At 59.5% G+C, this 24,924-nt stretch carries 25 protein-coding genes and 1 tRNA gene; 15 read left to right on the top strand and 11 right to left on the bottom strand.

Features of this window, described 5'->3' with window-relative positions; translation table 11 throughout:
- Window positions 1-35: 35 nt before the first annotated feature.
- From VGN72_00395 to VGN72_00385, 3 genes are all read right to left on the bottom strand, one after another.
- Complete coding sequence (locus tag VGN72_00395) at window positions 36-1,103, bottom strand: pyruvate dehydrogenase complex E1 component subunit beta (GenBank protein ID HEV7297794.1); 1,068 nt, start codon at window positions 1,101-1,103, stop codon at window positions 36-38.
- 27 nt (window positions 1,104-1,130) lie between these two features.
- Complete coding sequence (gene pdhA / locus VGN72_00390) at window positions 1,131-2,189, bottom strand: pyruvate dehydrogenase (acetyl-transferring) E1 component subunit alpha (GenBank protein ID HEV7297793.1); 1,059 nt, start codon at window positions 2,187-2,189, stop codon at window positions 1,131-1,133.
- 189 nt (window positions 2,190-2,378) lie between these two features.
- A complete protein-coding gene (locus VGN72_00385) occupies window positions 2,379-2,585 on the bottom strand; it encodes a hypothetical protein (GenBank protein HEV7297792.1) in 207 nt (68 codons plus the stop codon).
- A gap of 145 nt (window positions 2,586-2,730) precedes the next feature.
- Here VGN72_00385 and metG point away from each other — a divergent pair, with 145 nt between their 5' ends.
- The gene (metG, locus tag VGN72_00380) at window positions 2,731-3,075 is read left to right on the top strand and encodes a methionine--tRNA ligase subunit beta (GenBank protein ID HEV7297791.1); all 345 of its coding nucleotides are present in this window, start codon (window positions 2,731-2,733) and stop codon (window positions 3,073-3,075) included.
- A gap of 92 nt (window positions 3,076-3,167) precedes the next feature.
- On the top strand, window positions 3,168-4,946 hold the full coding sequence (gene recN / locus VGN72_00375) for a DNA repair protein RecN (GenBank protein HEV7297790.1): 1,779 nt from the start codon (window positions 3,168-3,170) through the stop codon (window positions 4,944-4,946).
- A gap of 209 nt (window positions 4,947-5,155) precedes the next feature.
- On the opposite strand, the gene VGN72_00370 is transcribed toward recN, so the two are convergent.
- On the bottom strand, window positions 5,156-6,235 hold the full coding sequence (locus tag VGN72_00370) for a DUF3524 domain-containing protein (protein HEV7297789.1): 1,080 nt from the start codon (window positions 6,233-6,235) through the stop codon (window positions 5,156-5,158).
- 229 nt (window positions 6,236-6,464) lie between these two features.
- Between VGN72_00370 and lpdA the strand changes: the two genes are divergently transcribed.
- A complete protein-coding gene (gene lpdA, locus VGN72_00365) occupies window positions 6,465-8,336 on the top strand; it encodes a dihydrolipoyl dehydrogenase (protein ID HEV7297788.1) in 1,872 nt (623 codons plus the stop codon).
- Window positions 8,337-8,682: 346 nt separating this feature from the next.
- Here the strand turns inward: lpdA and VGN72_00360 are convergent, their stop codons facing one another.
- The 3 genes from VGN72_00360 to phnD form a co-directional block, all read right to left on the bottom strand.
- Window positions 8,683-9,882 carry a cofactor-independent phosphoglycerate mutase gene (locus VGN72_00360; protein HEV7297787.1) on the bottom strand — a complete coding sequence of 400 codons (1,200 nt, stop codon included), beginning with the start codon at window positions 9,880-9,882 and terminating at the stop codon, window positions 8,683-8,685.
- Window positions 9,883-9,924: 42 nt separating this feature from the next.
- Window positions 9,925-11,241 (bottom strand): homoserine dehydrogenase, encoded by a 1,317-nt coding sequence (locus VGN72_00355; GenBank protein ID HEV7297786.1) that lies wholly within the window; start codon window positions 11,239-11,241, stop codon window positions 9,925-9,927.
- A 91-nt stretch (window positions 11,242-11,332) separates the two neighbouring features.
- On the bottom strand, window positions 11,333-12,427 hold the full coding sequence (phnD, locus tag VGN72_00350; GenBank protein HEV7297785.1) for a phosphate/phosphite/phosphonate ABC transporter substrate-binding protein: 1,095 nt from the start codon (window positions 12,425-12,427) through the stop codon (window positions 11,333-11,335).
- A 158-nt stretch (window positions 12,428-12,585) separates the two neighbouring features.
- On the opposite strand from phnD, the gene VGN72_00345 reads away from it, so the two are divergent.
- The 3 genes from VGN72_00345 to VGN72_00335 all read left to right on the top strand — a co-directional run bounded on the left by VGN72_00345 (window position 12,586) and on the right by VGN72_00335 (window position 15,244).
- A tRNA-His gene (locus VGN72_00345) sits at window positions 12,586-12,658 on the top strand.
- A gap of 99 nt (window positions 12,659-12,757) precedes the next feature.
- A complete protein-coding gene (gene hisF / locus VGN72_00340) occupies window positions 12,758-13,531 on the top strand; it encodes an imidazole glycerol phosphate synthase subunit HisF (protein HEV7297784.1) in 774 nt (257 codons plus the stop codon).
- A gap of 228 nt (window positions 13,532-13,759) precedes the next feature.
- The gene (locus tag VGN72_00335; GenBank protein ID HEV7297783.1) at window positions 13,760-15,244 is read left to right on the top strand and encodes a tyrosine-type recombinase/integrase; all 1,485 of its coding nucleotides are present in this window, start codon (window positions 13,760-13,762) and stop codon (window positions 15,242-15,244) included.
- Between the two features lie 118 nt (window positions 15,245-15,362).
- Here VGN72_00335 and VGN72_00330 read toward each other — a convergent pair whose 3' ends face one another.
- The 4 genes from VGN72_00330 to VGN72_00315 form a co-directional block, all read right to left on the bottom strand.
- Entirely contained in the window at window positions 15,363-15,554 is a 192-nt protein-coding gene (locus VGN72_00330; protein ID HEV7297782.1) for a hypothetical protein, read from the bottom strand.
- An 87-nt stretch (window positions 15,555-15,641) separates the two neighbouring features.
- Complete coding sequence (locus tag VGN72_00325; GenBank protein HEV7297781.1) at window positions 15,642-16,064, bottom strand: hypothetical protein; 423 nt, start codon at window positions 16,062-16,064, stop codon at window positions 15,642-15,644.
- A 113-nt stretch (window positions 16,065-16,177) separates the two neighbouring features.
- Window positions 16,178-16,753 (bottom strand): hypothetical protein, encoded by a 576-nt coding sequence (locus VGN72_00320; GenBank protein ID HEV7297780.1) that lies wholly within the window; start codon window positions 16,751-16,753, stop codon window positions 16,178-16,180.
- Between the two features lie 18 nt (window positions 16,754-16,771).
- Window positions 16,772-17,116 carry a hypothetical protein gene (locus tag VGN72_00315; GenBank protein ID HEV7297779.1) on the bottom strand — a complete coding sequence of 115 codons (345 nt, stop codon included), beginning with the start codon at window positions 17,114-17,116 and terminating at the stop codon, window positions 16,772-16,774.
- Between the two features lie 1,292 nt (window positions 17,117-18,408).
- Between VGN72_00315 and VGN72_00310 the strand changes: the two genes are divergently transcribed.
- The 9 genes from VGN72_00310 (at window position 18,409) to VGN72_00270 (ending at window position 24,752) form a co-directional block, all read left to right on the top strand.
- The gene (locus VGN72_00310) at window positions 18,409-18,765 is read left to right on the top strand and encodes a hypothetical protein (GenBank protein ID HEV7297778.1); all 357 of its coding nucleotides are present in this window, start codon (window positions 18,409-18,411) and stop codon (window positions 18,763-18,765) included.
- Between the two features lie 125 nt (window positions 18,766-18,890).
- The gene (locus VGN72_00305) at window positions 18,891-19,442 is read left to right on the top strand and encodes a hypothetical protein (protein HEV7297777.1); all 552 of its coding nucleotides are present in this window, start codon (window positions 18,891-18,893) and stop codon (window positions 19,440-19,442) included.
- A gap of 340 nt (window positions 19,443-19,782) precedes the next feature.
- Window positions 19,783-20,133, top strand: a complete 351-nt coding sequence (locus VGN72_00300) for a hypothetical protein (GenBank protein HEV7297776.1) — start codon at window positions 19,783-19,785, stop codon at window positions 20,131-20,133.
- A complete protein-coding gene (locus tag VGN72_00295; protein ID HEV7297775.1) occupies window positions 20,126-20,623 on the top strand; it encodes a sigma-70 family RNA polymerase sigma factor in 498 nt (165 codons plus the stop codon). The genes VGN72_00300 and VGN72_00295 overlap by 8 nt, the downstream gene beginning before the upstream one ends.
- Window positions 20,624-20,627: 4 nt before the next feature.
- A complete protein-coding gene (locus VGN72_00290; GenBank protein HEV7297774.1) occupies window positions 20,628-21,038 on the top strand; it encodes a sigma-70 family RNA polymerase sigma factor in 411 nt (136 codons plus the stop codon).
- Window positions 21,039-21,045: 7 nt separating this feature from the next.
- Entirely contained in the window at window positions 21,046-21,798 is a 753-nt protein-coding gene (locus VGN72_00285; protein HEV7297773.1) for a hypothetical protein, read from the top strand.
- Window positions 21,795-23,426 carry a DUF1565 domain-containing protein gene (locus VGN72_00280; protein HEV7297772.1) on the top strand — a complete coding sequence of 544 codons (1,632 nt, stop codon included), beginning with the start codon at window positions 21,795-21,797 and terminating at the stop codon, window positions 23,424-23,426. The genes VGN72_00285 and VGN72_00280 overlap by 4 nt, the downstream gene beginning before the upstream one ends.
- Before the next feature lie 208 nt (window positions 23,427-23,634).
- Window positions 23,635-24,504, top strand: coding sequence for a DNA cytosine methyltransferase (locus VGN72_00275; protein HEV7297771.1), 870 nt, complete (start codon window positions 23,635-23,637; stop codon window positions 24,502-24,504).
- Window positions 24,504-24,752 carry a hypothetical protein gene (locus tag VGN72_00270; GenBank protein HEV7297770.1) on the top strand — a complete coding sequence of 83 codons (249 nt, stop codon included), beginning with the start codon at window positions 24,504-24,506 and terminating at the stop codon, window positions 24,750-24,752. Before VGN72_00275 ends, VGN72_00270 begins: the two co-directional genes overlap by 1 nt.
- The last annotated feature ends 172 nt before the right edge of the window (window positions 24,753-24,924 follow it).

The following is a 24,924-nucleotide window of genomic DNA, read 5'->3' as shown; positions in this document are numbered from 1 at the left end:
CGCAATCCGAACTCCCCAATCCGCAATGATCATCTCTATCGGTAGCAGACTTCCTTCACGGCCGACACGATGCGATCGACGGACGGCATCATGGCTTCCTCGAGGTAGTGGTTGAAGGGGACGGGGATCTCGTCGCTGTGGACGTACTCGATCGGGGCGTCGAGGTAGTCGAACGCGGGCTTCTGCAGCTTCTGCAGGATGCCCGAGCCCATGCCGCAGTAGCCCCAGTCCTCGTCGACGATCACGCAGCGGTTGGTCTTCTTGATGCTCTCGATGCACGTCTTCGTGTCCATCGGGCGCAGCGTGCGCAGGTCGATCAGCTCGACGTCGATACCATGGTCGTCGGCCAGTGCCTTCACCGCGGGGCGCACCACGCGTTGCAGCGCGCGGCCGTAGCTGACGAGCGTTACGTCCTTGCCCTGGCGTTCCACGTTGGCGACGCCGATCGGCACGGTGTAGTCCGCATCGTCCGGCACCTCGCCGAGCTCGTTCAGCATCTTCTCAGATTCGAGAAAGATGACCGGGTCGTCACAGCGAATGCTGCTCTTGAGCAGGCCCTTGGCGTCGGCGGGCGTAGAAGGATGAACGACGATCAGCCCGGGAATGCGGGCGTAGACGCTCTCCATGCGGTGGCTGTGCGTGGCGCCGAGCTGGTGAGCGATGCCGTTGCCACCACGGAAGACGACCGGCACCTTGTACTGCCCGCCCGACATGTAGCGCACGTTGGCGGCGTTGTTGACGATCTGGTCGATGCAGACCCAGGTGAACGACCAGCTCATGAACTCCACAATCGGCCGCAGCCCCATGCACGCCGACCCGACGGCAAGACCACTGAAGGCGGCCTCGGAAATCGGCGTGTCGATGATGCGCTTCGGCCCGAACTTGTCGAGCATGCCTTCGGACACCTTGTAGGCGCCGTTGTACTCGGCGACTTCCTCGCCGATCAGGAATACGTTCTCGTCGCGCTCCATCTCCTCGGTCATCGCGGCACGGAGGGCTTGTCGAAATTGCAGTTGCGCCATGGGAGTCGTTCTATCTGCTGTACCACGGGCGGCTCGCCCGTGTCTCGATGTTGGATTCAAAAGCAAACACGGGCGAGCCACCCGTGGTACGCACGAGGCGCCCCAGCCTCACTTTGGCTGATACGGATACTTTTCCGCCAAGATATCGTCAAACCGATCTTCCAGCTGCGGGTGCGGATCGTTGTCCGCCTGAGCCACCGCGTCGGCGACTTCCTTGGATACTTCTTCCTGCAGCTGGTCGATCTGCTCCTGCGTCAGTAGGCCCTGCTCGCGAAGGCGGACCTCGTAGAGCGTGATCGGGTCGCGGAGCTTGGCCTTCTCCATCTCGTCCTTCGTGCGATACTTCATCGCGTCGGACATCGAGTGACCACGGAAGCGATATGTGTCGGCGACGATGTAGCTGGGGCCCTCGCCCTTGCGGGCTCGCTCGACGGCCGCGCCGAATTTTTCGATGACCGTGTCGACATCGTTGCCGTCGACGTGGTAGTGCGGCATCGCGTAGCCGCTGCCGCGCTCGGCGAGGTCCTTCTCGGCGCTGCTACGTTCCACCTGCGTGCCCATGGCGACGCCGTTGTTTTCGACGATCCAGATAACCGGCGCCTTCATCAGGCTGGCCATGTTCAGCGCTTCGTTATGCGTGCCCTGGTTGATAGCGCCATCACCGAACAGGCAGAAGGTAACGCCACCCGTGTTCTTGTACTTTTGTGCGAATGCCAGCCCCAGGCCAACCGGGATGTGTCCACCGACGATGCCGTGCCCACCGTTGTTGCCAGCCTCGGCGTCGAAGAAGTGCATCGAGCCGCCCTTGCCCTTACTGCATCCGGTCGCTTTACCGAACAGCTCGGCGAAGCAGTCGCGGGCGGGCATGCCCAGCGCCAGGCTGTGACCATGACAACGGTAGCCGTTGATCAGCTGGTCTTTGCCCTTTTGAAAGATCGCCGAAATACCGACGGCGATCGCTTCCTGGCCGCTGTAGACGTGGCAAAAGCCCCCAATCTTCTGACCGGCCTTTTGGTATTCCTGCACGGTGCGTTCTTCGAACCGGCGGATGAGCATCATCAGCCGAAGGCGAGCCCGCTCGGCCGAGCCATCCGACTTGGCGGCGCTGTTCGACTCGGGCGGTTTACGGGTTGCGGGACGTTTGGCTACTTCGTCTACCACGGACATTCGGTGCTCCGGAGGAAGGTCGGTTTTCACTTCTCAGGCGTTACGCCAGCCTGTGCCGATTCTAGCGCCTTCGAAGTGTACGGGTTTTCTTATTTCCTTCAATGGGCAGTATCTAACGCAAACGGACTGGACCGCATTTACGCGGCCCAGCCCGTGTGGGTATTGCTGAATTTGTCGACGGACCGTCGCTTAGTCCACATCGGTCTTCGTCTTCGTCTCTTCCTTCACGATCGTGCCATCGGGGCGTTCTTTGACTTCGGTCTCCTTGCGGATCTCGGTGCCGTCCGAGGAGGTCTTGGTCGTCTCCTTGCTTGCGATCGTATCATCGCAACCGACCAGAACGGGCAGGCCCAGCCACGCAACCGACAACATCGAGGCAGTGATCTGACGCTTCATGAATGGCTCCTTTCGCCAGTAAAGCTACGAGCTCTTCCATTGCACAGGCCGTGCCAAAACCGAAGTTCCAGCTTCGTTTTGCCTTGGCTTTGTCGGTGGCCGTGCATAAACTATTCTGCTTATCCATCTTCCGGAGGCTCAGCGCGTGGACACGACAGTATCGACCATCAAGTACGACGATTTTGCCAAGTTGGACCTTCGGGTCGCGACAATTGTGGAGTGCCGGCCGCACACGAACGCGGATAAACTGCTGGTATTGAAGATTGACCTGGGTGGTGAGCAGCGACAAATCTGCGCAGGCTTGCGCGGTCACTATGAGCCGGAAGCACTGGTGGGCAAGCAGATCATCATCGTGGCTAACCTGGAACCCCGCACGATGCGCGGCGAGATCAGCCAGGGCATGCTCTTGGCCGCCACCGATGCAGCCACGAACAAGGTGATCGTCGCCATGCCCAGCCAAGAGACGGCACCTGGCTCGCGCGTGAGTTAGAACGCGATGGGGAACAGGGAGACCGCGATCGCCAGAGCGGATCGCCGTCTTTGCTGCCGCGTTTCGTATTGCCCCCTTTCCGACTTCCAACCATGCTTCGCGAACTACACATCTCGAACCTCGCGGTGATCGCCGACGCGCGCATTGAGTTCGCCGCCGGTCTAAACTGCTTCACCGGCGCCACCGGCGCCGGAAAGAGCCTCGTCATCGGCGCGATCGAGCTGCTGCTCGGCCTGCGCAGTGGCGCTGAGATGCTGCGCGGCGGGGTGGATGAAGGCCGCGTCAGTGGCGTGTTCGAACTACGCGACAGGCAAACGATTAGACACCTGGAAGCCGTCACCGACACTTCGCTATCGGCCGACGGGGGTGAACTGCTGCTGACGCGCCGCCTGCACGCCAGTGGCCGCAGTTCGGTCACGCTCAACGGCAACCCGATCACGCTGACGATGCTGCGCGTCGTCGCCGAGGCGCTCGTCGACGTGCACGGGCAACATGATCACCAGTACCTGCTGAAGCCGGCGCACCAGATCGACGTGCTCGACCAGTTTGGCGACCTCTGGGGACTGCGCAAGCAGTACAACGACGCCTACACCCAACTCACCGAAGCCCGCCGGCGGTTGGCCGAGCTGTCGACGAATCAGTCGCTGCGCCGCCAGCAGTTGGACCTGTACCGTTTTCAAGCCAACGAGATCGACAACGCCGAGCTAGACCCGGCCGAGTACGCGGAGCTATCAGCCCGCACGTCGATCCTGCAGAACCTTGAAAAGCTGAAGAAGGATGCGGGGGCAACCTACACCGCGTTGTACGAAGCCGATGGGTCCGTCGTCGAACGCATGAAGATGGCCGCCGGGGTTGTTGCGGAACTGGCGATGCTCGACGGCAGCCTGCAGCCCATTGCCAACGGGCTGCGCGACGCGACGATTCAGGTGGAAGAGGCGTCGTACGACCTGTCGCGTTACCTCGACAAGCTGGACCTCGACCCGGCCGAACTGGCCGAGGTGGACGACCGCCTGAACACGATCAACCGGGTGCTGAACAAGTACGGCGATCCGATCGAGGCGACCATCGCCTACCGTGCCGAGATCGGCCAGACGATTACCGAACTGGAACGTGCCGGCGACGACCTGTCGACGCTGACGTCGCAGATCGATCCTTTGGCCAAGAAGGTAAAAGTGCTCGGCGCCGAACTGACGGCCAAGCGGCAGGCGGTGGCGAAGAAGTTGTCGCCGTTGATTGAGAGTCAACTGGCCGAGCTGGGGATGGAGAAGGCGAAGTTCACGGTAGCAGTGAACCAAACGCCGCCCGGTGCAGATCTATCGGGCGCGACGCCGTCGGGTTTCGATGCCGTGGAGTTCATCGCACAGACGAACCCAGGCCTCACGCCACAGCCACTCCGCAAGATTGCCTCGGGCGGTGAGATGTCGCGCATCATGCTGGCGCTGAAAGGCATTCTGGCGCAAAGCGACCGCGTGTCGGTCCTGGTCTTCGACGAGATCGACGCGAACGTGGGCGGTCGACTCGGGTCGATTATCGGTAACAAGCTGCGCGCCCTCGCGTCGCATCACCAAGTGCTCTGCATCACGCACTTGCCGCAGATCGCCAGCTACGGCGACCGTCATCTTACGGTGCGCAAGGCCGTGGCCGGCAACGAAACGCGTACGACCGTGCGCGTGATGGATGGCGACGAACGCCTTCAGGAATTGGCCGAGATGATCGGTGGCACCCGCATCACCGACACGACCCGCGCGCAGGCGAAAGAACTGCTGGAAACCGCCCAGTCGGAATTCGCGCCGGCCAAGTCGGTCGCGGTAACGCCGGTGGTGGCCGGCAAGCCGAAACCCACTCCCACGAAGCGCATCAAGAGCGCCTGATCAACTCCTGTAGTGGCGACGGCTGCGTCGCGGTCGAGGCGCAGCGTCGAGTGAACGGAACTGCGTGCCGTTGGCGGAATGTCCGCGCGCGGCTGATGTCGTATCGATCAGGAGAACACGGGCGGGCAAGCCGCCGATGGCACGCGAAGCATTGTGGCTGCGCCACACCGCGACGCGGGCGTCGCCACTACAGGGGAGTGTCTCTACGTCTACTTTGAAACCACGTGCCGCACGGCCGTCTCTTCGAGACGCTGGTCCATCGCACGGCAGGCGGTGACGGGGTCGAAGCGCTTGAGCAGCTCGGTCAACTGCAATTGATAGCCGTCCGGCCGTTCCAGGTACCAGGCGTCCTGCATGCGGCTGGCCATCCGTTCGGCGACCGGTTCGAACAGGCAAGACGAGTGAATCGTTGGTGGCAGCAATTCCGGGTAAACCCCGCCACGCGGGAAGACCGGCCAGCAGCCGGCCGACAGCGCGCGGATCGCGTGGAAGTCAGACATGGCGCCCGGTTTGGAACTCAGGTAGACGCCGGATGCAAACAGCGCCTGGACATGGGCGTGGTGGTCCTGCTCCGGCAGCGTTCGGCGTTCCAGGCTGGGGTCGAGCCCGTCGACGGGGCCGATCGTCGTCAGGTCGAACTTCTCGCCGCGCCGCTGCAGCATGCCGATGGCGGCGTTCAGCAGGCGCACGTCGGCGTCGCGCGTGTCGACGAAGATGCTGCGCGTCGGCCGAGGCATCAACGCGCCCTTGCGATGCTGCTGAATGTCGCCCGTGTCGATCGACGGTGGCATTACGTGCACCTTGCCGGCCAACGTCGCCATCGGGCTGAGCGCAGCGTACTCGGGGTGCCGTGCGAGCAGCGCATTGGCGCGGGCCAGGAACGTCTTGAGGTGGAAGACGCTGTTGAACCAAACCTCGTCGGCGACCGATGCGGTGTTGATGTTGACGAAGTCCAACGGCTGACTGCCGGTAGCCGTTACGTCGGGCAACTGGTTATCGTGGAAGTAGGCGATCGTCGGCTTCTTCGACAGCTTCGGCACCAGCCGTAGCAGGTCGGCGAGGTTCAGCGCTTCGCTCGTGAAGACGAGGTCGATTTTGCCCGACCAGTGCCGTTGAAGCTGTTCCGCGAACCAGTGGGCCGCCACCGATAACCGGCGCTCGATTCGACGCGGTGGCAGCTTCAGCAGCGTCCAGCGGTGACGGCTGTAGCGCATCACCGTTTCCAGCATCACGCGGCGAGCGCCCCCGTAAAACGGTTCGAGCGCGAGGATATCCAGTTGTGACGACATTGGGCGTAACGAATCATTGTACGCGATGTCCGGCCCACTGTTGAGGTGAACGCGCTTACAAAACAATCGAATGGTTCCAGCCGGGGAACGCAACCGCTGGCAAGATCGAGTTCGAACCTGCCACAAACGGCGGATTGCGCGACCGGCCGACCTGCAGCGCAACATGACAACGGGCGGCGGTTTCCCTATCATCCGACGCCTTACTTAACGATAGACGGAGACCAATACGATGCCCGCAGAAATCACGATGCCACAGCTGTCCGACACCATGACCGAAGGCACGGTCGTCAAATGGCACAAGAAGGAAGGCGACAAGGTAAAAGCCGGCGAAGAGATCGCCGACGTCGAGACGGACAAGGCCGTGATGCCGATGGAATCGTTCGAGAGCGGCACGCTGGCGGTCATCGCGATCGTCGAAGGGGGCAAGGCGCCAGTAGGGGCGGTGCTGGGCGTGATCGCGACCGGTTCTGAGAAGCCGGAGGATGTGAAGAAGGGGTTCAAGCCATCCGGTGGTGCAGTGGCGACGGGCAGCGCGGCCAAACCGGAAGCGGGAGAGGCGAAGCCCGCAGCAACGACACCCAAAGCAGAGCCGGCGGGCGAGAAGCCCAAGGCCGCTCCTCAGTCGGCATCGCCGGCGCCATCCAACGTGCCACCGATCAAGTCCAACCCCGGCAAGTACCAGTACGACATCGTGGTCATCGGCGGTGGCCCCGCGGGTTACGCGGCCGCCATTCGCGGGGGGCAGCTGAAGAAGCGCGTCCTCTGTATCGAACAGGAAAACCTCGGCGGCACGTGCCTGAACTGGGGCTGCATTCCGACCAAGGCGCTACTGGAAGACGGCAACTTCGCCCGAAAAGTGCGCACCGAGGCGGCCCATCGTGGCATCACGTTCGATAACTTGCAGATCGACTTCTCCAAGATGATTGCGCGCAGCCGCGGCATTGCTGACAAGCTGTCGAAGGGCATCGCGCACCTGTTCAAGAAGTACGACGTGAAGAGCGAGTTCGGCACCGCCAAGGTGATGGGCCCGCACAAGGTTTCCATAGCCGGTAAAGACGGCAATAAGGAAGTCACCGGCGACCATATCATCGTCGCGGTGGGTGCCAAGACCACGCCGATCCCCGGTGTGAAGTTCGACGGCAACAAGGTCATCACCTCGCGCGAGGCGATGGTGCTGCCCAAGCAGCCCAAGCGGCTGGCGATCATCGGCGCCGGCGCCATCGGCTGTGAGTTCGCCGACTTCTACAACGCCGTTGGCACCGAGGTTGTGCTGATCGAGATGCAGGACCACCTGCTGCCCAACGAAGACGAGGACGTCAGCGTCCTGCTCGAACGCCTGTTCGCCAAGAAGGGCATCGACGTGCGCGTGAAGACCAAGACCGACAAGGTCGAGACGACCGACAATGGCGTGAAGATCACGCTGTCGGGCAACAAGGCCGGCGAGGTCGAGGCGGACGCGGTGCTGGTGGCGATCGGCGTCACGGGCAACGCCGACGGTGCGGTCGACCCCAAGAGCGGGCTGGAGCTGTTCAAGGGGCGCGTGAAGGTGACGCCGAACTTCCAGTCGAACCTGGAGAACGTCTGGTCGGTCGGCGACTGCACGTCGCTCCACTGGCCGGAACAGGCCGGCATGGGTGGCTATCGCCATCCAGATTTGGCGCACGTGGCCCACCACGAAGCGGTGTCGGTGGTCGAGGCGATCTGCGGTATGGATTTCCACCCGCTGGATTACAAGCAGATCCCCGGCTGCACATACTCGCACCCGCAGGTCGCCAGCATGGGCTACACGGAAAAGAAAGCGCGTGAGACGGGCCGCGAACTGAAGGTCGGAAAGTTCCCCTTCAGCGTCAGTGGCCGAGCGCTGGCGGCCGGTGAGAGCGACGGGTTCGTGAAGCTGATCTTCGACGCCAAATACGGCGAATTGCTCGGCGTTCACATGATCGGTGAGAGCGTCACCGAACTACTGGCCGAGCTGGTGATGGCCCGCAAGCTGGAAGCGACGGAGTCCGAGATCATCGAGGCGATCCACCCGCATCCCACCCTCAGCGAAGCCGTCATGGAAGCGGCGGGCGTCGCGGTGGGCAGGGCGATTCACTTGTAGCGTCAATCCGAATCGCTGCAGCTAAGAATGACGGTCATCCCGAGCGGAGCCTAAAGGCTAGAGGACAAAGCCCCATGTCATCCCGAAGGGAGCGGTAGCGACCTGAGGGATCTCAGACCACGGACGGTACTCGGCCTCGGGAGATCCCTCGGGTCGCTACCGCTCCCCTTGGGATGACGAGTAGCACATTGCGCTGAGGTTTCGTCCGTTAGCCCAAGGCGACGGGAGGGATCTCGTATTGCCACGGGATTCTCAGCAAGTCGAGATCCCTCAGGTCGCCAAGGCTCTCATCGGGATGACGGTTGACGCAAACGGCACTTGCTGACTGAGCGCTTCAACAGCCACGCTATAAATTCCCGCCGCGTAGGAAATACTCCATCAGCTCATGCCCGCGCTCGATCTTCAAATCGCTCGCCGCAGCGTTCTTCTCGCTGTACGGGCCTTTAATGACACTACGAACGCGCGTGCCGGCCATCGCGAAGGGGCTGGGGGCGTAGCCGTGCTTGCGGGTGGCGATGTTGGTGGGGTGGTCGGGCATGACCAGGATGCGCCACTGCGGGAACGATCGCATCTTTTCCAGCACCGGGCCGACCACGTAGCGGTCGATGTGTTCGATCGCCTCCACCTTCGTGCGGAAGTCAGCCTGATGGCTGGCCTCGTCGGGCGCTTCGATGTGCGATAGCACGATGTCGTACTGGTCAAGTGCATCGACGGTCGCGCGGCCCTGGCCGGCGTAGTCGGTGTCGTGGAAGCTGGTCATGCCTTCGACCTCCACCACGTCCCACGCCAGCAGGTTCGCCAGGCCGCGCAGCAGGTCGACACCGGTGATCATCGCGCCGCGCTGGACGCCGAAGCGTTCCTCGAACGTGGGCAGCGCGGGCGCGTGGCCCTGGCCCCACAGCCACACCTGCGATGCTGGGTTGTAGCCGGTCTGCGTGCGCACCTCGTTGATCTCGTGCCCCGCGAACAGCTCGCGCGAGCGGTCCATGATTTGTCGAAGGATCTCGCTGCCCTCGCCGCGCGGCAGGTACTTGGCGATCGGCTCTTCCGGAAACTCGTGTGGCGGCTTCGTCGTCACCTCGAAGTCCTGTTCACCGCGATAGACGAGCAGGTTGCGGTAGCTTACGCCGTAGTGGAATTCGAAGCCCGCCAGCTGCAGCGCCTTCGACAGATCGCCGATCAACCGCTGCGCCTCGGCATCGGTGATGCCGCCGGCCGAATGGTCCTTCATGATGCCGTCGACGACGGTGACGAGATTGCAGCGGAACACCCAGTCCGTCGGTGATAGCGGGATGTTCTGCGCCGCGGCCTCCAGTGGGGCCCGGCCGGTGTGGTAGACCTTCGGGTCGTACCCCAACAGCGTCATCGTCGCGACGTCCGACCCGCTCTCAAATCCCGGCGGCACGGTGCGCGCGATGCCTTGGCGGCCCTCCATCGCAATGAGATCCATGTTCGGCGTCGCCGCGGCTTCCAAGGGTGTTTTGCCGTTCAGCTCGGGCAGTGGTTCGTCGGCGGCGCCGTCGGGGATGATGATCGCGTATTTCATGCTTGCACACTCCGTTGCTGACCAACCGCTTCAGGCGTTCCGTTAGTTACCGGCGAATTCCTTCGGTTGATCGATGATGCGCAGACAAACGGTCGCCGGCTGGATGTTCTCCAGCGCATCGATCTCCTGCAGCGCCTGGCGGATCGATCCCTCGCGTGCCACGTGCGTCGTGATGACGACGGGGACTAGCTCCCCCTCGTTGCTTTCCCGCTGGCTGATCGAGGCCAGGCTGATGCTGTGCCGACCGAGCACCGCGGTGACGGCAGCCATCACGCCGGGGACGTCCCGGGTGGTCAACCGAAGGTAGTAGCGACTGCGCAGGTCGCTCACCGGCACCACGCTGGCAGCGGGGGTGGTGTCAGGGAAGATGCGCAGCTGCTTGAAGTGCAACGGTGTGGACCCCAGCGCCACGTTCACCAGATCGGCAACCACCGCGCTGGCGGTCGGCATCGCGCCGGCGCCGCGGCCGTAGAACAGCGTGTGACCGACGGCGCTGCCGTAGACGCTGATCGCGTTGAAGCTGCCACCCACCTCGGCCAGTACGTCGGAATGGTTCACCAGCGTCGGGTGCACCCGCAGCGCAACGCGATCGCCCACGCGCTCGGCAATTGCCAGCAGCTTGATCACGTACCCCAGTTCGCCGGCCAGCTTGATATCGGTCGTCTGAAGCGTGTCGATCCCTTCGACGTGGATGTCGCTCTCGCTCACGCGCAAATCGAATGCCAGGCTCCCCAGCAGCGCCAGCTTCTGGGCGGCATCGCGACCGGAAACGTCGAGCGTGGGGTCGGCCTCCGCAAAGCCCAGCTTCTGGGCTTCCGCCAGCGCTTCGCCGTAGCTCCAGGCGTTCTTGGTCATGCGCGTCAGGATGACGTTACACGTGCCGTTGACGATGCCCACGAGCGCATCGACCCGATTGGCGATCAACCCTCGGCACAGCGCGTCGATAATCGGAATGCCGCCGCCACAGCTGGCCTCGAAGGCGATGCAGGCGTTGTGCTTGCGGGCAAGGCCAAACAAGTCGGCGCCGCGGGCGGCCAACATGCTCTTGTTGGCAGTCACGACGTGTTTACCGAGCTTCAACGCGTAGGCGACGATGTCTGCGGCGGTGGTGGTGCCACCGATCAGCTCGACGACGATGGAGACGCGGGGATCGTCGATCGCCGCCTTCCAGTCGGTGGTGGCGGCCACCGATTTGATGGGCCGGGGTTTGCTCACGTCGCGCACCACGACATGGCGGATCTCGAACGCCAGCCCGGTTCGCTGTTGCAGCAAGGCCTGGTGGTCGGCAATGATCTGCGCCACGCCGCCGCCCACAATCCCGCAGCCGATCAACGCGACGCCAATGGTAGATTCGCTCATAGAAACCGCTTTGCCCAAGGGTGAAGAGTCGCCGAATGTAAGAGCGGTGGGGCGGCGGATCAAGTTGGCAGACGCGGGCGTGCCGGGCGCGTCAGTCCTTCACTTCGTGCACCGTGCCGGACGCGTCGTCGATCCGGCGAATCAGCGACCACTGTTCCTTGTAGTCGGCCACAGGGAATGTGCTCGGCTGGTCCTCCACGCCGATCTCCGATTCCAGCGAGGTGCCCGACCAGTCGAAGGTGTGGAAGGCCTTCCGCACCGTGATTGCCAGCTCCGGCTTCAAGTTGTGCAGGTATCCCAGCCCGGCCGTCGGGAAGCGTTCGGAGCGAAAGACGACGCGGTAATCGCTGCGCTTCAGGCGGTTCTGCTTCAGCGCGCGTTCGATCAAATCGCTGGTGACGGCGGCCAGCTCGTACTCGCCGCTGACGATTCCCTCGATGCTGCGGTCGTGGCTGCCCGAATACCGAATCGTGTAGTCGCGACCGGGATCGAGTCCGGCGTCGCTGCGCAATAGCACGAGCGGCGCCTTGTACCCGCTGTTACTGCCCGGTTCTGTGAGCGTCAACTCGCGGCCGCGGATGTCCTCGGGGGTCACGATGTTGCTTCGCGCTGGCGTGATGATATCCATCGAAGCCGTGCCACTGCCATCGGGGCTCGGCAGCGTCACGATCGGCACGAAACCGCAGACGTTCACCGCGGTAGGCACGCTGCCACTGTTCAGGCCCGTCACGTGCAGCGTGCCGTCGCGCAGGGCGCGCAACTGGGTCTTGGCGTCGTCGAACAATACATACTCAACTGGTCGGCCGGTCACTTTCGACAGGTGGTCGACGAACGGCTGCCACGCCTTCTGGTAAATCTCCGGCTCGGCGGTGGCGACGAACGAAAAGCGGATTGTCGGTGGATCGATGAACTGCGTCTGCTCGACCGGCGAATCGGCAATCAGATCACCGTCGCGATCGCTGAAACGGGCGTGCAACCGGTTCACCGTTGGCGGGTTCAGGCCGGTCATGTGCAGCATCGCCCGCTGGTTCAGTTCGGCCGTGCCATTCCGACTCGCACCCTTCGTCACCACGTAAAACACGGCGGCGATGACGATGACGATCGGCGTTAGAAAGGCCAGCAGGACGACCGTCAGAGAGGTCGTACGGCCCGATCGGTGTGAAGTTGTCGCGGTGCGGGTGCTCATCAGGCAGACGTTTACAGGTACACGATGCTACCTTGGCGCGGGCGGTTGTCGAGTTGAGGAAATGCCTTAGGTCAACGCCGAGCACCCGATTGACAGCAGGCGGCTTCCCCATCACAATGCGAAGCTCGATTGGCCGATCCGTCGGCCGGTCTGATCTGGTGGCCGTAGCTCAGTTGGTAGAGCGCCACGTTGTGGTCGTGGACGTCGCGGGTTCGAATCCCGTCGGTCACCCTTTTTCAGTGGGCAGTGGTCAGTTGATGGTGGTCAGGAAGCGCAGCTTGGGCTGCCTTTGCTGCCCATGGTCCACTGGTCGCTGCCCACTCTCATTCCATGCTTACCAAGCGCATCATTCCTTGCTTAGACGTTGACCGCGGCCGTGTGGTGAAGGGCGTCAAGTTCTTCGATCACGTGGACGCCGGCGACCCGGTCGAGCAGGCGAAGCGCTACCAGGAGCAGGGGGCCGACGAGCTGGTGTTCTACGACATCAGCGCCAGCCACGAGGGCCGCCAGATTATGGCCGACTTCGTGGCGAAGGTGGTCGAGGTCATCTTCATGCCGCTGACGGTCGGTGGCGGCATTCGCACGCTGGATGATGCCACCCGGCTCATCCAGGCCGGCGCCGAAAAGGTCAGCCTGAACTCGGCCGCCGTGAAGAACCCGGATCTGGTGTACCAGGTGGCCCGCAAGTTCGGCCGCTGCGCGACAGTTCTGGGTGTCGACGCCAATCGAGTGAAGGGCGAGGACGGCCAGGAGCGTTGGCAGGTCTTCGTCAACGGTGGTCGGGTAAACACCGGTGTGGATGTGCTTGCCTGGTGTCGCCAGGCTGAAGCGTTGGGCGCCGGCGAGATCGTCCTGAACGTGATGAACGCCGACGGCACGACCAGCGGCTACGACCTGGAGATGACCGCCGCCGTCAGCGACGCGGTGAAGATCCCGGTCGTCGCCAGCGGTGGCGCCGGATCACCGCAGCACATGCTCGACGTCCTTCAGGCTGGCCACGCCGACGCCGCGCTCGCCGCCAGCATCTTCCACTTCGGCACCTACACGGTAGGGCAGGTGAAGTCATTCCTGGCCGACCATCAAGTGCCGGTTCGCCTCACCTGACACCGCCCGCCTGCAGGCTCTTCCACGGGCTCCATCGATCCTGAGGACCCGCTCGCCTCGCCCGCAGAAAATGCGCGGTTGTCGTCATGCCGTGCGAACCACGGGTGCGCGTCAGCGTATTAATGGTGTAACGATCTCCTTCCCTGGGCGGCGTGGCGTGCCGAGAGTGCCACGCCGCCTCTTTGTTTACACACCTAAAGCCATTAAATAGAGCTACTTACAAACGGATTGATTTTCGTCTATAAGTTATTTCTTGGCACATTATTTGGCAGAATCTGGCATACCGAACAGATAACCCGTATTTTCGTCGGCATGAAGCACTCGACCAAAGGCCGTCCAAGCAAGAGCTACACGACTAAATCGGGGGATGAAATCAGCGGCCTTTACCGTCGTGGTGATGGCCGATGGATCGACAAGGCAACGGGTAAGACTTGGACCGAACCCGACGAGGCCAAAGCCGTCGCTCAGTTCCTGCGAGCGAAAGAGAAACGCAACTCAATTTCGTTGCCCGGCAAGGCTGCACCGACACCTCGACGCCGGGGCCGGTTCGGTGCTGGCTTGTCGTCGATGATCGGGGCAGAGGGTGGCACCGTCAGCATCACGTCAGGAGGCCAGACAGCCGAAAAGGTTTTCGAGCCTCATCCAAACTTTGGCAAGGTCGAGGTCGATTCGGTCGAGTTTTGGAGCTACGTCACCGAGCTTTTCCTGCACCGGCCTCACTACGTCGCCGAACGCACCGGCATTCCTCAACTGGCCACCTACCAAGATATGCCGATGCCCGGCAGAGCGCCGACGATTGCGGCGTTGCTGGAATGGTACGGGCAGAAGAAAGTCAAACCCGGCAGCCACCGCCGGGCAAAGCAGGTCATCGGCGAATTCGTTAAGGCCACGAAAGTCACGACGGTGCGTGACATCGACCACGAGGCACTGACGGCGTTCAAGGCATTCGTCGGCAAGTTCAAAAACGAGACGCAGCGGGGTTACTACCGAATGCTAAAGGCCGTCATCTCGTGGGGCCTTAAAGGGCCGTTCGACGAGACATCGATTCGAGGTTGTCTCGACCGCCTCGCTAAGCTGCACACCGAAGGTCAGCGAACACCGTTGGACCCGAACCCGATTACGCCTGCCGAGTTTCGCAAGCTCGTCGGCGGTGCCGATTACACGATGCGTGCGTATCTGCTCCTGAGCCTCAACTGCTGCATGTACAACTCTGAGGCCCTTAGCATCGAATGGGATGAGATCGACCTAGAGCAAGGGGTATTCGCCAGCCGTCGAGGCAAGACGGGGATTCGTCGTGCCGCTACCCTCTGGCCCGAAACCGTCGAGGCCGTGAAGGCTATCGAGCGTCGTGCTGCCAGCCCGTACATGTTCACCAGTTCGCACGGCTCCCGATTCAACGTAACGAGTTTCGGCAAGCGGTTCGTTCGGTTGCGTAAGGCCGTTAAGGTCGAGGTCGAGCACAATCAGATTCGTGACGGGGCGTATACGGCAGCAGTCGAGGCCGGGGTGCCGCTCGCTACCTGTCAGTTCCTCGCAGGTCACAAGATGGCGGGGCAGGTCGATAACTACGTTGCTCGTGCCCCGAAGATGGTACGAGGGGCCTGTGATGCCGTTCGTGCGGCCTACGCCCCGTTCCCGGCATCGGTGCCAGCGGTCAAGATCGGCCCGGCGGTTGGCAGTAAGTACCAACCTCGTAAACTCGCTACCGTGTGAGCCGTAGGAGCCACGCAGGGCGACGACAACGCAACGGGCCTACGACGAGGCCCATTAACGAGAAAAGGCCGCAGGAATCGCTCCTGCGGCCTTCTGCGTTGAAAAATTTAGAACGCCCTCACTTAGCCGTCATCCTCCCGATGCCGAAGATCAGGAGCGAGACGAGCAGCAGCACGATACCGATGCCGAGCGTACGAGCCGCAGGCCCACCGGCGACGGCATCGGGCGACGACGACAGCCAACCGCCGATGATCGCAATCAGGAGCGAAACAAACGAAGCGACTAGACCGACCTTTTGCAACGAGTTCATCTGACTTCTCCTCTGTCGCTCGTGACCTCGACGACAACGAGCCGTCGAGGCCACGAGCGTTGTTAATTCTTCAAACACAACCAATGGCTACCGACATTCCCGCAGCGGCTTAGGCGTCCAATAGAGGTCAAGCTCGACAGGGGAGCCGACAAGCTCGCAGATGGGTATGTAGCCGAGTTCCCCGCCATCGCCGAAAAGATCGGCAAGGCCGAAAGCCTGCTCGGTGCCGCCATCGCAATCCTTTTCAGTAATCCACCAATTCATCCTGCCGGGGCCGAAGTAGTGCAGATGGGCGACGGCATCCATTCCCTTACCGTCCTGCTCGTACGTCTTCGGCATCGTGGCGATGCGTTCGGCAAGCTCGATGAGGGTGTCGGCGATGCCTTCCCGCTCCTCGCCTCGTAGGAGGTCAGTAAGAACCCGCCGCTGCGTGTTAGGGATGTATCGACCTAGATCGCCCTGCAAAAGTTTCAACGCCTCAGCGGGGCGGGTAACGGTGTTCGTGCTCATATCGTTTCTCCTATCTCGTAACTATCGGCTCACGACGAGCGAGCCGATAGTTACGTCAATTGCGATGCCTGTAGAGACAACGATACGATGCGAAAAGAAACACTGCCAGCCCGTTAATCCCCGTCGAACTCCTCGACCGTGCTACGGGGGTAATAACCACCGAGCGACCGGCTGTACCGTTCGCCACGTTTCGACGCCGCTGCCGACTCCGCCAGACGATCACGCTTAAACTTTTCCCGTCGCTCGATAGTCGCCTTAGCCCAATCGACCCATTGAGCAGTGATGTCTGCTCTATCATCAGCATCACACTGATATCCTTGCCCACGTTCGATCTCAACCACGGCGGCACGTATCGCATTCTCGCAAGGCACGAGCCGAGCGGTCACGGCCTCTGCCCAACCGGGTGTATCCCAATTGCCCCGATGCCAGATGATTTGTACGCCACCGCTTAGCAGGGACGACATCGCCCATGATTCAATCGCTGACTCGATGCGACAGTATTCGGCGTTGTCCTCGTCGCCGAACATCCTTTTCCCGGCTACGTGGCCAACCAAGCCGGTTGCTTGGTTGTATCCCCTCCTGTAGATGCGATCCTCCCCTGCTAAGCCGGCAGCTACATCGACAACCCGGCCATCTTTCAGCACAAAGGTAGTAGCGGGGCAGGGAGCCAAAGTATTTAGTTTGTTCATGGTTTTACCTCAGTTTGGTTAGACGTTCGTAGGAACCTCGTACTGTTTACGCCACAGCCTCAACAGCTTGCGACGGGCAGCGGTGCGATCAACAGGCAGGCCGAACTGATCGCCCTTTAGCTGCTTATACCCTTGAACATAACCGCCGCTTTCACGACCCTCGCAATAGGACCACAGGCCCTCGTAGTGCGAGTTCGTGCAGTAGATGGCGTAGACGCCGGCGACGGCACCCGTGACATGATCGACGCTCAACTCTAGTTCCTCCCACGTCCAACCACCGATGCCCTTACCGTAACCGCCGGGCCAAAGGTTATTGATCGGCCTCTCGACTATTGCGCCATATACTCCGTAAGCCTTACGCATTTTTGGACTCCTATAAAGAAAGGCCGATGCCGCCACCCGTAACGTGACGACACCGACCTCCTCAAACGGCCATCCATGACCCAACAGATACAGTAATAGGGTTGGTTACGGCAACCCTGTTAGCTGATTCGACTGTACTACGTATCTATGCCTCGTAAAACCAAAACAGCCAGAAAAATTTCATGTTTCCTCAAATAGGGTTAGGAGCATCAGAATCGTGCTGTGCGTTATAAATTTGAGAAACGGGGCCGAAAGCTAAGTTTGAGAAACAAGTTTTACCGAAGTGAAAGTTAATAAGAGATTTTCTTCGCATGCCTTGGAAAATTGTGTTTTGAGGATACTACGATAGGGAGAGAACTTTATAACTTTCAATAACTGCCCGCACGGCTAGTGCCTTTCGACCGAGATAAACGGCGGTCGATAGAACCGGGTGCAAAATGAGACTGCCCGCTATGCGAGAACCTCATCCACCAGTGAATACGAGTACCGAAGAGTAATCTTCGGGAAAGAACCCGGCGTAGTGACTCAGGGTTAATAGACATCTCGACTACGTTAAAAAGTCAGAACTTTCCTACGGTGGATTAAGTAGGAGGGAGCCGTAAAGGCCGATGCAGCAGGTGAAGCGACGGGGGAAACACCGATCACACACCGAGCGAACCTGTCTTAGTCGATCTTCCATTAACACTCTTTTCTTCAAAGGGTGGGAAGAGGCTAGGGCAGGTTCGCTCGGGGGTTACACTGAGAAGGATAGGACAAGTCTTGAATCTAATAGGACATACTACTTGTTAAGTAACTATTAATTTACTTAATTAAGGGAAGAGAACTTTAAGAAGGGGAGAATGACTGAGGAGATTTGGAGACCAATCGAGTTTGAACACTACGAGGTAAGTAACTTTGGGAATGTCAGAAGTCTCAGGTTCAACAAGATACGCAGTCTTACTCAACAACAATCGAGTAATGGATACAACTACGTCAATTTCATGATAGACGGCAAGACGAGATTCAGGCTCGTACATCGTTTGGTTGCATGGGCATTCTTTGGTCCCTCGACGTTGGAAGTCAACCACCTGAACGGTATCAAGACCGACAACCGAATTGGAAATCTTGAATACTGTACTAGGATAGCCAACAAGCGGCACGCTATGTCGATTGGCTTATCCAAGGGTCATACGCACAAGCGAATGATTTGGCCCTCGATGTATATCGTTACGACAGACGATATTTTAGCGGCCTGAAAAACAACAAATTCAGAAGTGAAAGAACTGCCTCCTGCACTTCGTTAAACTATCGAGATGAATCTCCTAGAAGACGACGAGACACTACGGGTGATGTTGCAGGAACTCTCAGACCGATGCGGCAAGATGGTAACGTTCCTTCCCACCAAAGGGGTCGTAGGTGTACCCGGTGCGGAGTACCTTATGGCAATGGCCGTTAGTGCGTTCGCAGACGGTCAACCGTTGCCAATCGCCATTGAAGGGAAGCAGGACGGCCATCCTGATATCGTCGTGTGCGTGAGGGACGATGATCCTGATTTCGACGGCGTTGTCATCGTGCTCGCCACGCAGCAAGAGATACTGGACATCCTTAACGACAAGAAGATGCCGTTGGGCGGTAACAATCGCCTCACTGTACCGCCGCCGACAGGTTGAGAAATTTAGAAACTCAGCGAACTGTTTGTTCGTACGGGTGGCTCATCGTGAGCCACCTTTTTTTATTTTCATTCAAGAATCAGAATCTGCGTCATAGATACTCTACTAGCACATAGGGGGTATCAATGACAGCATATCAAGAACACGTAGACGAGACTTGGGCGACATCGCAGGAACTGAATGACAGGTACGTCATCCCGGCGATTTCTAAATTTCTCAACGCTCAGGTCATCAGCATCAACAAGCACGCCTCGTCACTTGAGGCGATGCTCGACCGCCGGGCCGGGTTGGATGCCGTCGCCTGTTTCGGCGGGCAGGTTCATGGCCTTGGACTGAGGGCCAGCCACGGCACGTACAACAACTTTACGATTCGGTGGCGACGATCCACCGGCCTTGCCACTGAATTTCAAAAGCACAAGGCACACACGGGACTCAAACCGACTATCACGGTACAGGCGTACCTCGACGGGAGCATCCTGAGTCTCGGTGTTGCGGTTACTTCGAAACTTTACAAGTTCGCCGAGGACAACCTGCACGACGAGTGGGCCGTGCAGCGCAAGACGAATTACGATGGCGGGCGATTCCTATCGATCAGGTGGCATCACCTCGAAAACATGAGTTGGTTTCGTCGCTTCGAAACTAATGTAGCACTACAGGAGGACAATGCATCTGAATGATGAAGAACTAACCGTAATACTACGATACGCCATGCTGAGGCTCGATGAGATCAATTCCCGGTTGTCGGCAGTAGAGCGACAGTTGCTAGGAGTTCACGCAGGCCAGGCTAAGGACCACGAGGCCGTTGTCGCTGAGTGGTTCGAAGAGCCGCTGCGTGTCGAGGATCAACCCGATCAGTGGGGAAGCAACAACTAAGGGGGGCGATGGCGGCAGTATATCGCATCGTTGACGGCCTTATTTTGTGCCGTGTCAACGGGGGGCCTGAGTTTTTGATCGCAGCGGCGACAGACGACGGCGAACTCAATGATGAGTTAATCGAGGCGTTCAACGAGGGGGAGAGTGGGGAAGATAAACAGCAGGACCAAGGGGAAGCGGGGCGAACTGGAAGCGGCCAAGCGGCTCAATGAACTCTTCGGCACCGACTGCCGACGTGGCCAGCAGTACAGCGGCGGCAACGGTGACGCCGATGTCGTCGGCCTGCCGGGGGTACATCTCGAAATCAAACGGGTGCAGAAGCTCAACATTGAGAACGCCGTCGAGCAGGCCGTCAGTGATGCCAAGGGCGATGCCGTACCTGTTGTCATGCATCGACGTGACCACGGCGAATGGCTCATCACGGTGAAGCTCGACGACCTGAGCAGACTGTCATGGGCAGTGGTCGAGCTACAGGGATTGGGGGAAGGTGAATGACGAACAGCAGAAGCTCTTCGACGAGAATCAGAACCTCGCCTACTACATCGCTCACAAGTGGTCTAGACGCAACGGCCTCGACATCGACGACTGCCGACAGGTCGCTCTAATCGCCCTGTGGCGAGCCGCACAGACGTACGTGGCAGGTGATACTCGCTTTGCTGTCTACGCATCCATCCTCATCGAGCGAAAGCTCATGTACGAGGCTGACAAACAAACTCGATATAAAAAGTACCTTGCCGCTGCTGCCGAACTCTGCACCGACGAGGCACCAACGCCGCCCGACATAGACTTCGACAGCTTCAACAAAGCGATAGCCGTACTCAACGACCGTCAGCGGTACATCATCGACGCTCGATACCGTCATGGGCTGACCTACCGAGCGATAGCTAAGACGCTCGGCGTATCACACCAAGCGGTACAGATTTCTGCCGAAAAGGCACTCGCAAAGATGCGACGACGATTGGGGGTGCTCGATGACAACCGATGAGCTAATGAGGATCGCCGACATCGTTATTAACAAGATCAAACCTGATAGACGATACCGAGACGACTGTCATCAGGCGGCGCTGCTGGCAGGATGGCAGGCCCTATCTCGTAAGCATCGGGACAAAGCGACGAGCCGTGGCTATTTGTATCTATGCATGGCACAAGCGGCGTGGCGATGCTGGCGACGAGAGCAGCGGCACGAGGCCAACGTCGAGCTTGTTATCGAGATTCCCGTCGAGGATGCACCGCCGAATGAGACGTTACTCGACGATCCACGGCTGACCGACGACGAGCGACAACTGCTGAAGATGCATTACGTCGAGGGCCTGACCATCAGGCAGATCGGCAGCAGGAGCAGGACGCCAAAGAGCACAGTGCATTACCGACTGAGGCAGGCCGTCAGACGGCTCGTATAGGGGGACGGTGGAAATCGAACCAGTCACGTTCACGTTTGAATATCGGGGTGATGGGCAGGGTGAGGCAGGTGTATTCCCACCCGGCACCGTCGCCTACATGGGTAGGAAACCCATCGTTGAAAAGACACCTGAGCCTGAGCCGATTGAAAAAGTTAGAAAACAGAGACGTTGGCTCAGGCCAGTCTGTTGGATGATGTTTCTCGGTTCGCTCGTCGTCGCTGGATGCGTCAACGAGGGGAAGCTCGTACCAGCGAGCAACATCACCGGGGAAAGCATCGTGCGTGCCGACGTTCGACGCACGCACGCCATCAATCAGATTGAAATCGCCAAACCGCATACCGTTGGGCCGTACGTCGTCAACCTCGACACCGCTACGACCGAACTATTCGCCCAGGGGGACGACCTCAAGGCCGCAGCCGCAGCGTTGCAGGCCGAACGTGTTGCACACGCAAACACGTTGCACGAGTCGCAGCGGCGGTTCGACGAACTCAAGGCCGATCACGACAAGCTCAATGGCCGGTGGTTTGTCGTCGTCGGGCAGTACCTCGACGGCATCATCAAATGGATCATGCGATGGTTCTGGTGGCTTTTGACAATCTCGATAGTCCTGCGTGCGGTCGCACTTGCTTTGCCGGGGCCTGTCGGTGCTGTACTGGCGACGATTTCAACAGTCGGTTTCGGGATTCTCAGCGGTGGCATCAGCCTCATCACCAGTGCCGCCGACAACTGGTTTTTTAGAAAGATCAAAGGGGGAAGTTGATTGCAGAGACTACTCAGCAGATTTACGCAGGGGTTGACGCACTGTCGTCTACAGCGACCGCACTAGAGGCCGCAAAGGCGACCTTACAGGCCGAGATTGAGGCCCTAAAGGCTCGCCTCCTACCGACTGCCGAATTCGGCACCGCCTCGCCACCAGCAGCGGCAGTGAAGGACGGCAACGGCACCGTGTGGACGCTGGTAAATGGGCAGATCGCTCGTGACGGCGTAGTCGATCCTGTAACCAATGAGGTCGATGCGATCATCGATCTTGCGGGCACGATCTACCAAACCGCACACGGGATGTGGTGGCGCCAAGAGGCTGGGAAGTGGGTCAAGGTATCAACATCGACCCCGCCGCCACCTAAACCCGCTCCTGCTCCTGTCTACGACTTCTACGTCAGCATTCTGGGCAGCGACAACGACGCAGGGACGCACGATAAGCCGCTCCAAACCATTCAGAAGGCCGTAGACCTGTCCAAGGATGGCCAGAGCATTTTTGTCTACAGAGGCTGGTACTACGAGGCCGTCACCATCACTAAGACGATCAAGCTCGTTGGCGAGTCAGAGGCCGGTGTCGTGCTTGATGGTCATGAGAAGCTCCCCTTTGGTCTGGACCTAAGCAAAAGCAGAAACGCAGAGGTATCCAACCTCACCGTCACCAAGTATTTCAGCGGTTATCACCCTGACGAGTCAGCCATCAGGGCTGGCTCTGGCTGCATCCTTAAGGACATCACTAGCGAGTTCAACGTCGGCGGTGGATGTGCCATCGGCAACGAGATCAATGACACAAAGTTCTACAGGGTGAAGGCGAACGATAATGGGCTGGATGGTTTTCAGGCCGCTCGTTGCGAAGACAACTACTTTGAGGACTGCGAAAATCACAGGAACAACTACGGGCACGTCCTGAATGCTGCCAGAGCAGCCAAGGGTGGCTCGTATAAGGATTACGGTGGCGGGAAGTTTGGCAAGTCCAAGGGGTACGAGGTCAACAAATTCGCCCGTACGCTCAGGCGAAGGATGGTCAGGCACAAGGCGTCTGGAAACAACGGCCTAGACATGTGGGATGACATCGGCAACGAGGGCGTTCATCTCGTTGACTGTGACATCGACTACTACGCCTATGAGCTTGCCAAGGGTGGGCTGACCATTGAGGGAGGCTCAGGGCACATCGGCATCTGGGAGTCGGGTAAGTGGAGCGTTGACGGGGGCAAGACGTGGAACTTCACACGTTGGAGCGTGAAAGGCCACAAGTTCAACAAGCTGGCTCAGGACATCGACCCCAAAGGGTTTGCGATGGAGCTACGTCAGATGTCATGGGAGGGCAAGCCTAAAGAGAGATCGTATGACGATCATCGTACGGGTGAGAAGGTCCACACGATGTTTGGTGGGGGCGACATCATCGGTTGCACGATCTTGGATGGTCCTTTCCACACTGATGGGAGCATCTTTGGCCATCCGGTCAAACCGTCTGACCTTGGCATCGTCAGCGATGGCAACCAATTCTCACCAGACAGCAGGGGACTCTGTTGGTTTTTTGGCGGGTACGCCACGGGCCGATGGAATCTGAAAAAGTGCCAAGAGATGGGCATCGAGAAAAATAGCAAACTGATTTCAAAATCTGCTGCATAGATACTCGGTTAAGACAATAGGAGGTCTATGAGCGAAAGAGTCAAAACGACGAAACGAGAGATATTCGAGTTGTCGGTATTAGAGCGGCAAGTGCTGGCACCGAAAGAAATGAGGTCAGTTGTGAAGCTCGTAACGAGAGCACAGTTGCAAGCGGTCGCAGCACGGGCAAAGGCCCGTCGAGCTAAGGGGGTGGATGTCGTGTAATGTCTTGAGCCTTTTTGACGGCCTCGGGGGGACTCGCCTAGCTCTTCACAAGCTCGGCATCACGCCCACAAACTATTTCAGCAGCGAAATCGACCGTCACGCAATGGCTGTATCAGCAGCCAACTTTGCCGACATCGAACAGATCGGTGATGTCTGCAAGGTCGCTGAGATGCCAGTGCCGATTGACCTCATGGTGTTCGGTTCACCATGCACTGACCTGTCGAGCCTCAACAGGAAGAAAGAGGGACTAAAGGGGCAGCACTCCTCACTCTTCTACGAGGCGTTGCGAATCCTACGTGAGGTCAAGCCTCGCTTTTGGATGATGGAAAACGTCGCCTCGATGAGCAAGGTGAACCGTGATGCGATCAGCGCAGAGCTAGGCGTCGAGCCGGTACTCATCAACTCCGCACTCATGACGGCTCAGCGTCGTCGTCGGTACTACTGGTGCAACTGGCAAGTCACTCAGCCAGAGGATCATGGTATCAGACTGGCCGACATCCTCGACCCTGAGCATTTTCGAACTTATCCACGTTATCGAATGATGGATTATAAATTTAAGGATGGCCGCACCCGGTGGGACCAAGGCTGGCATAACGACACCGACCACGATAAGGCCGGTGCCCTTACGACCGCATGCAGGGGCGACCCGTCGTCAATGCTCATCGACCGTAGGCATTACCTGATGCCCATCGTTCGACGGTTTACGCCTCACGAGGTCGAGCGGTTGCAAGGTGTACCCGACGACTACACCGCAGCGGCAAGCGAGTCGCAGCGTTACAGGATGCTCGGTAATGGGTTCACCATTCCCGTCATCGCTCACCTGCTCGCACCGATTGCACAGGAGCTTAAGGGGACGAAAGCGAGGGCAGCATAATGAATCAGATCAATCCAGAACCTTTGTGCGTCATGGCATCAGAGTACATGCGCCACAGGAACGAACTCACCGACGAGGAACGCAGGGCGATCCTCAACGCTATCAAGGTGATGACGATTCCCGGTCCTGCACTTGCCATTGCGCCGAACGCAGAGGCGGTGAACACGTTCCTTGAGGGTTGGCTTGGGAACTGGCGACACGTCGAAATGCCTGAAAAACAGGCAAAATCGGTCACTTTGGCAGGGTAGGGGGGCATAACAATCCTTTGACCGGGGGTGGGATCATTGAAGTTGGCGAGATCAATTATCAAGCGATACCAGCGCCGCCAACTTAAATGACCCGCTACGGGCCGCTAGGACGCACCAGGGCGACGACGAGCAACAGGGGCGGCACTCGTGTCGTCGAGTAAATCAAACGCAG

It is taken from the genome of Tepidisphaeraceae bacterium (genome assembly GCA_035998445.1).
In the GTDB taxonomy this organism is placed as follows: Bacteria; Planctomycetota; Phycisphaerae; order Tepidisphaerales; family Tepidisphaeraceae; genus DASYHQ01.
This window is presented reverse-complemented; position numbering and strand designations above follow the sequence as displayed.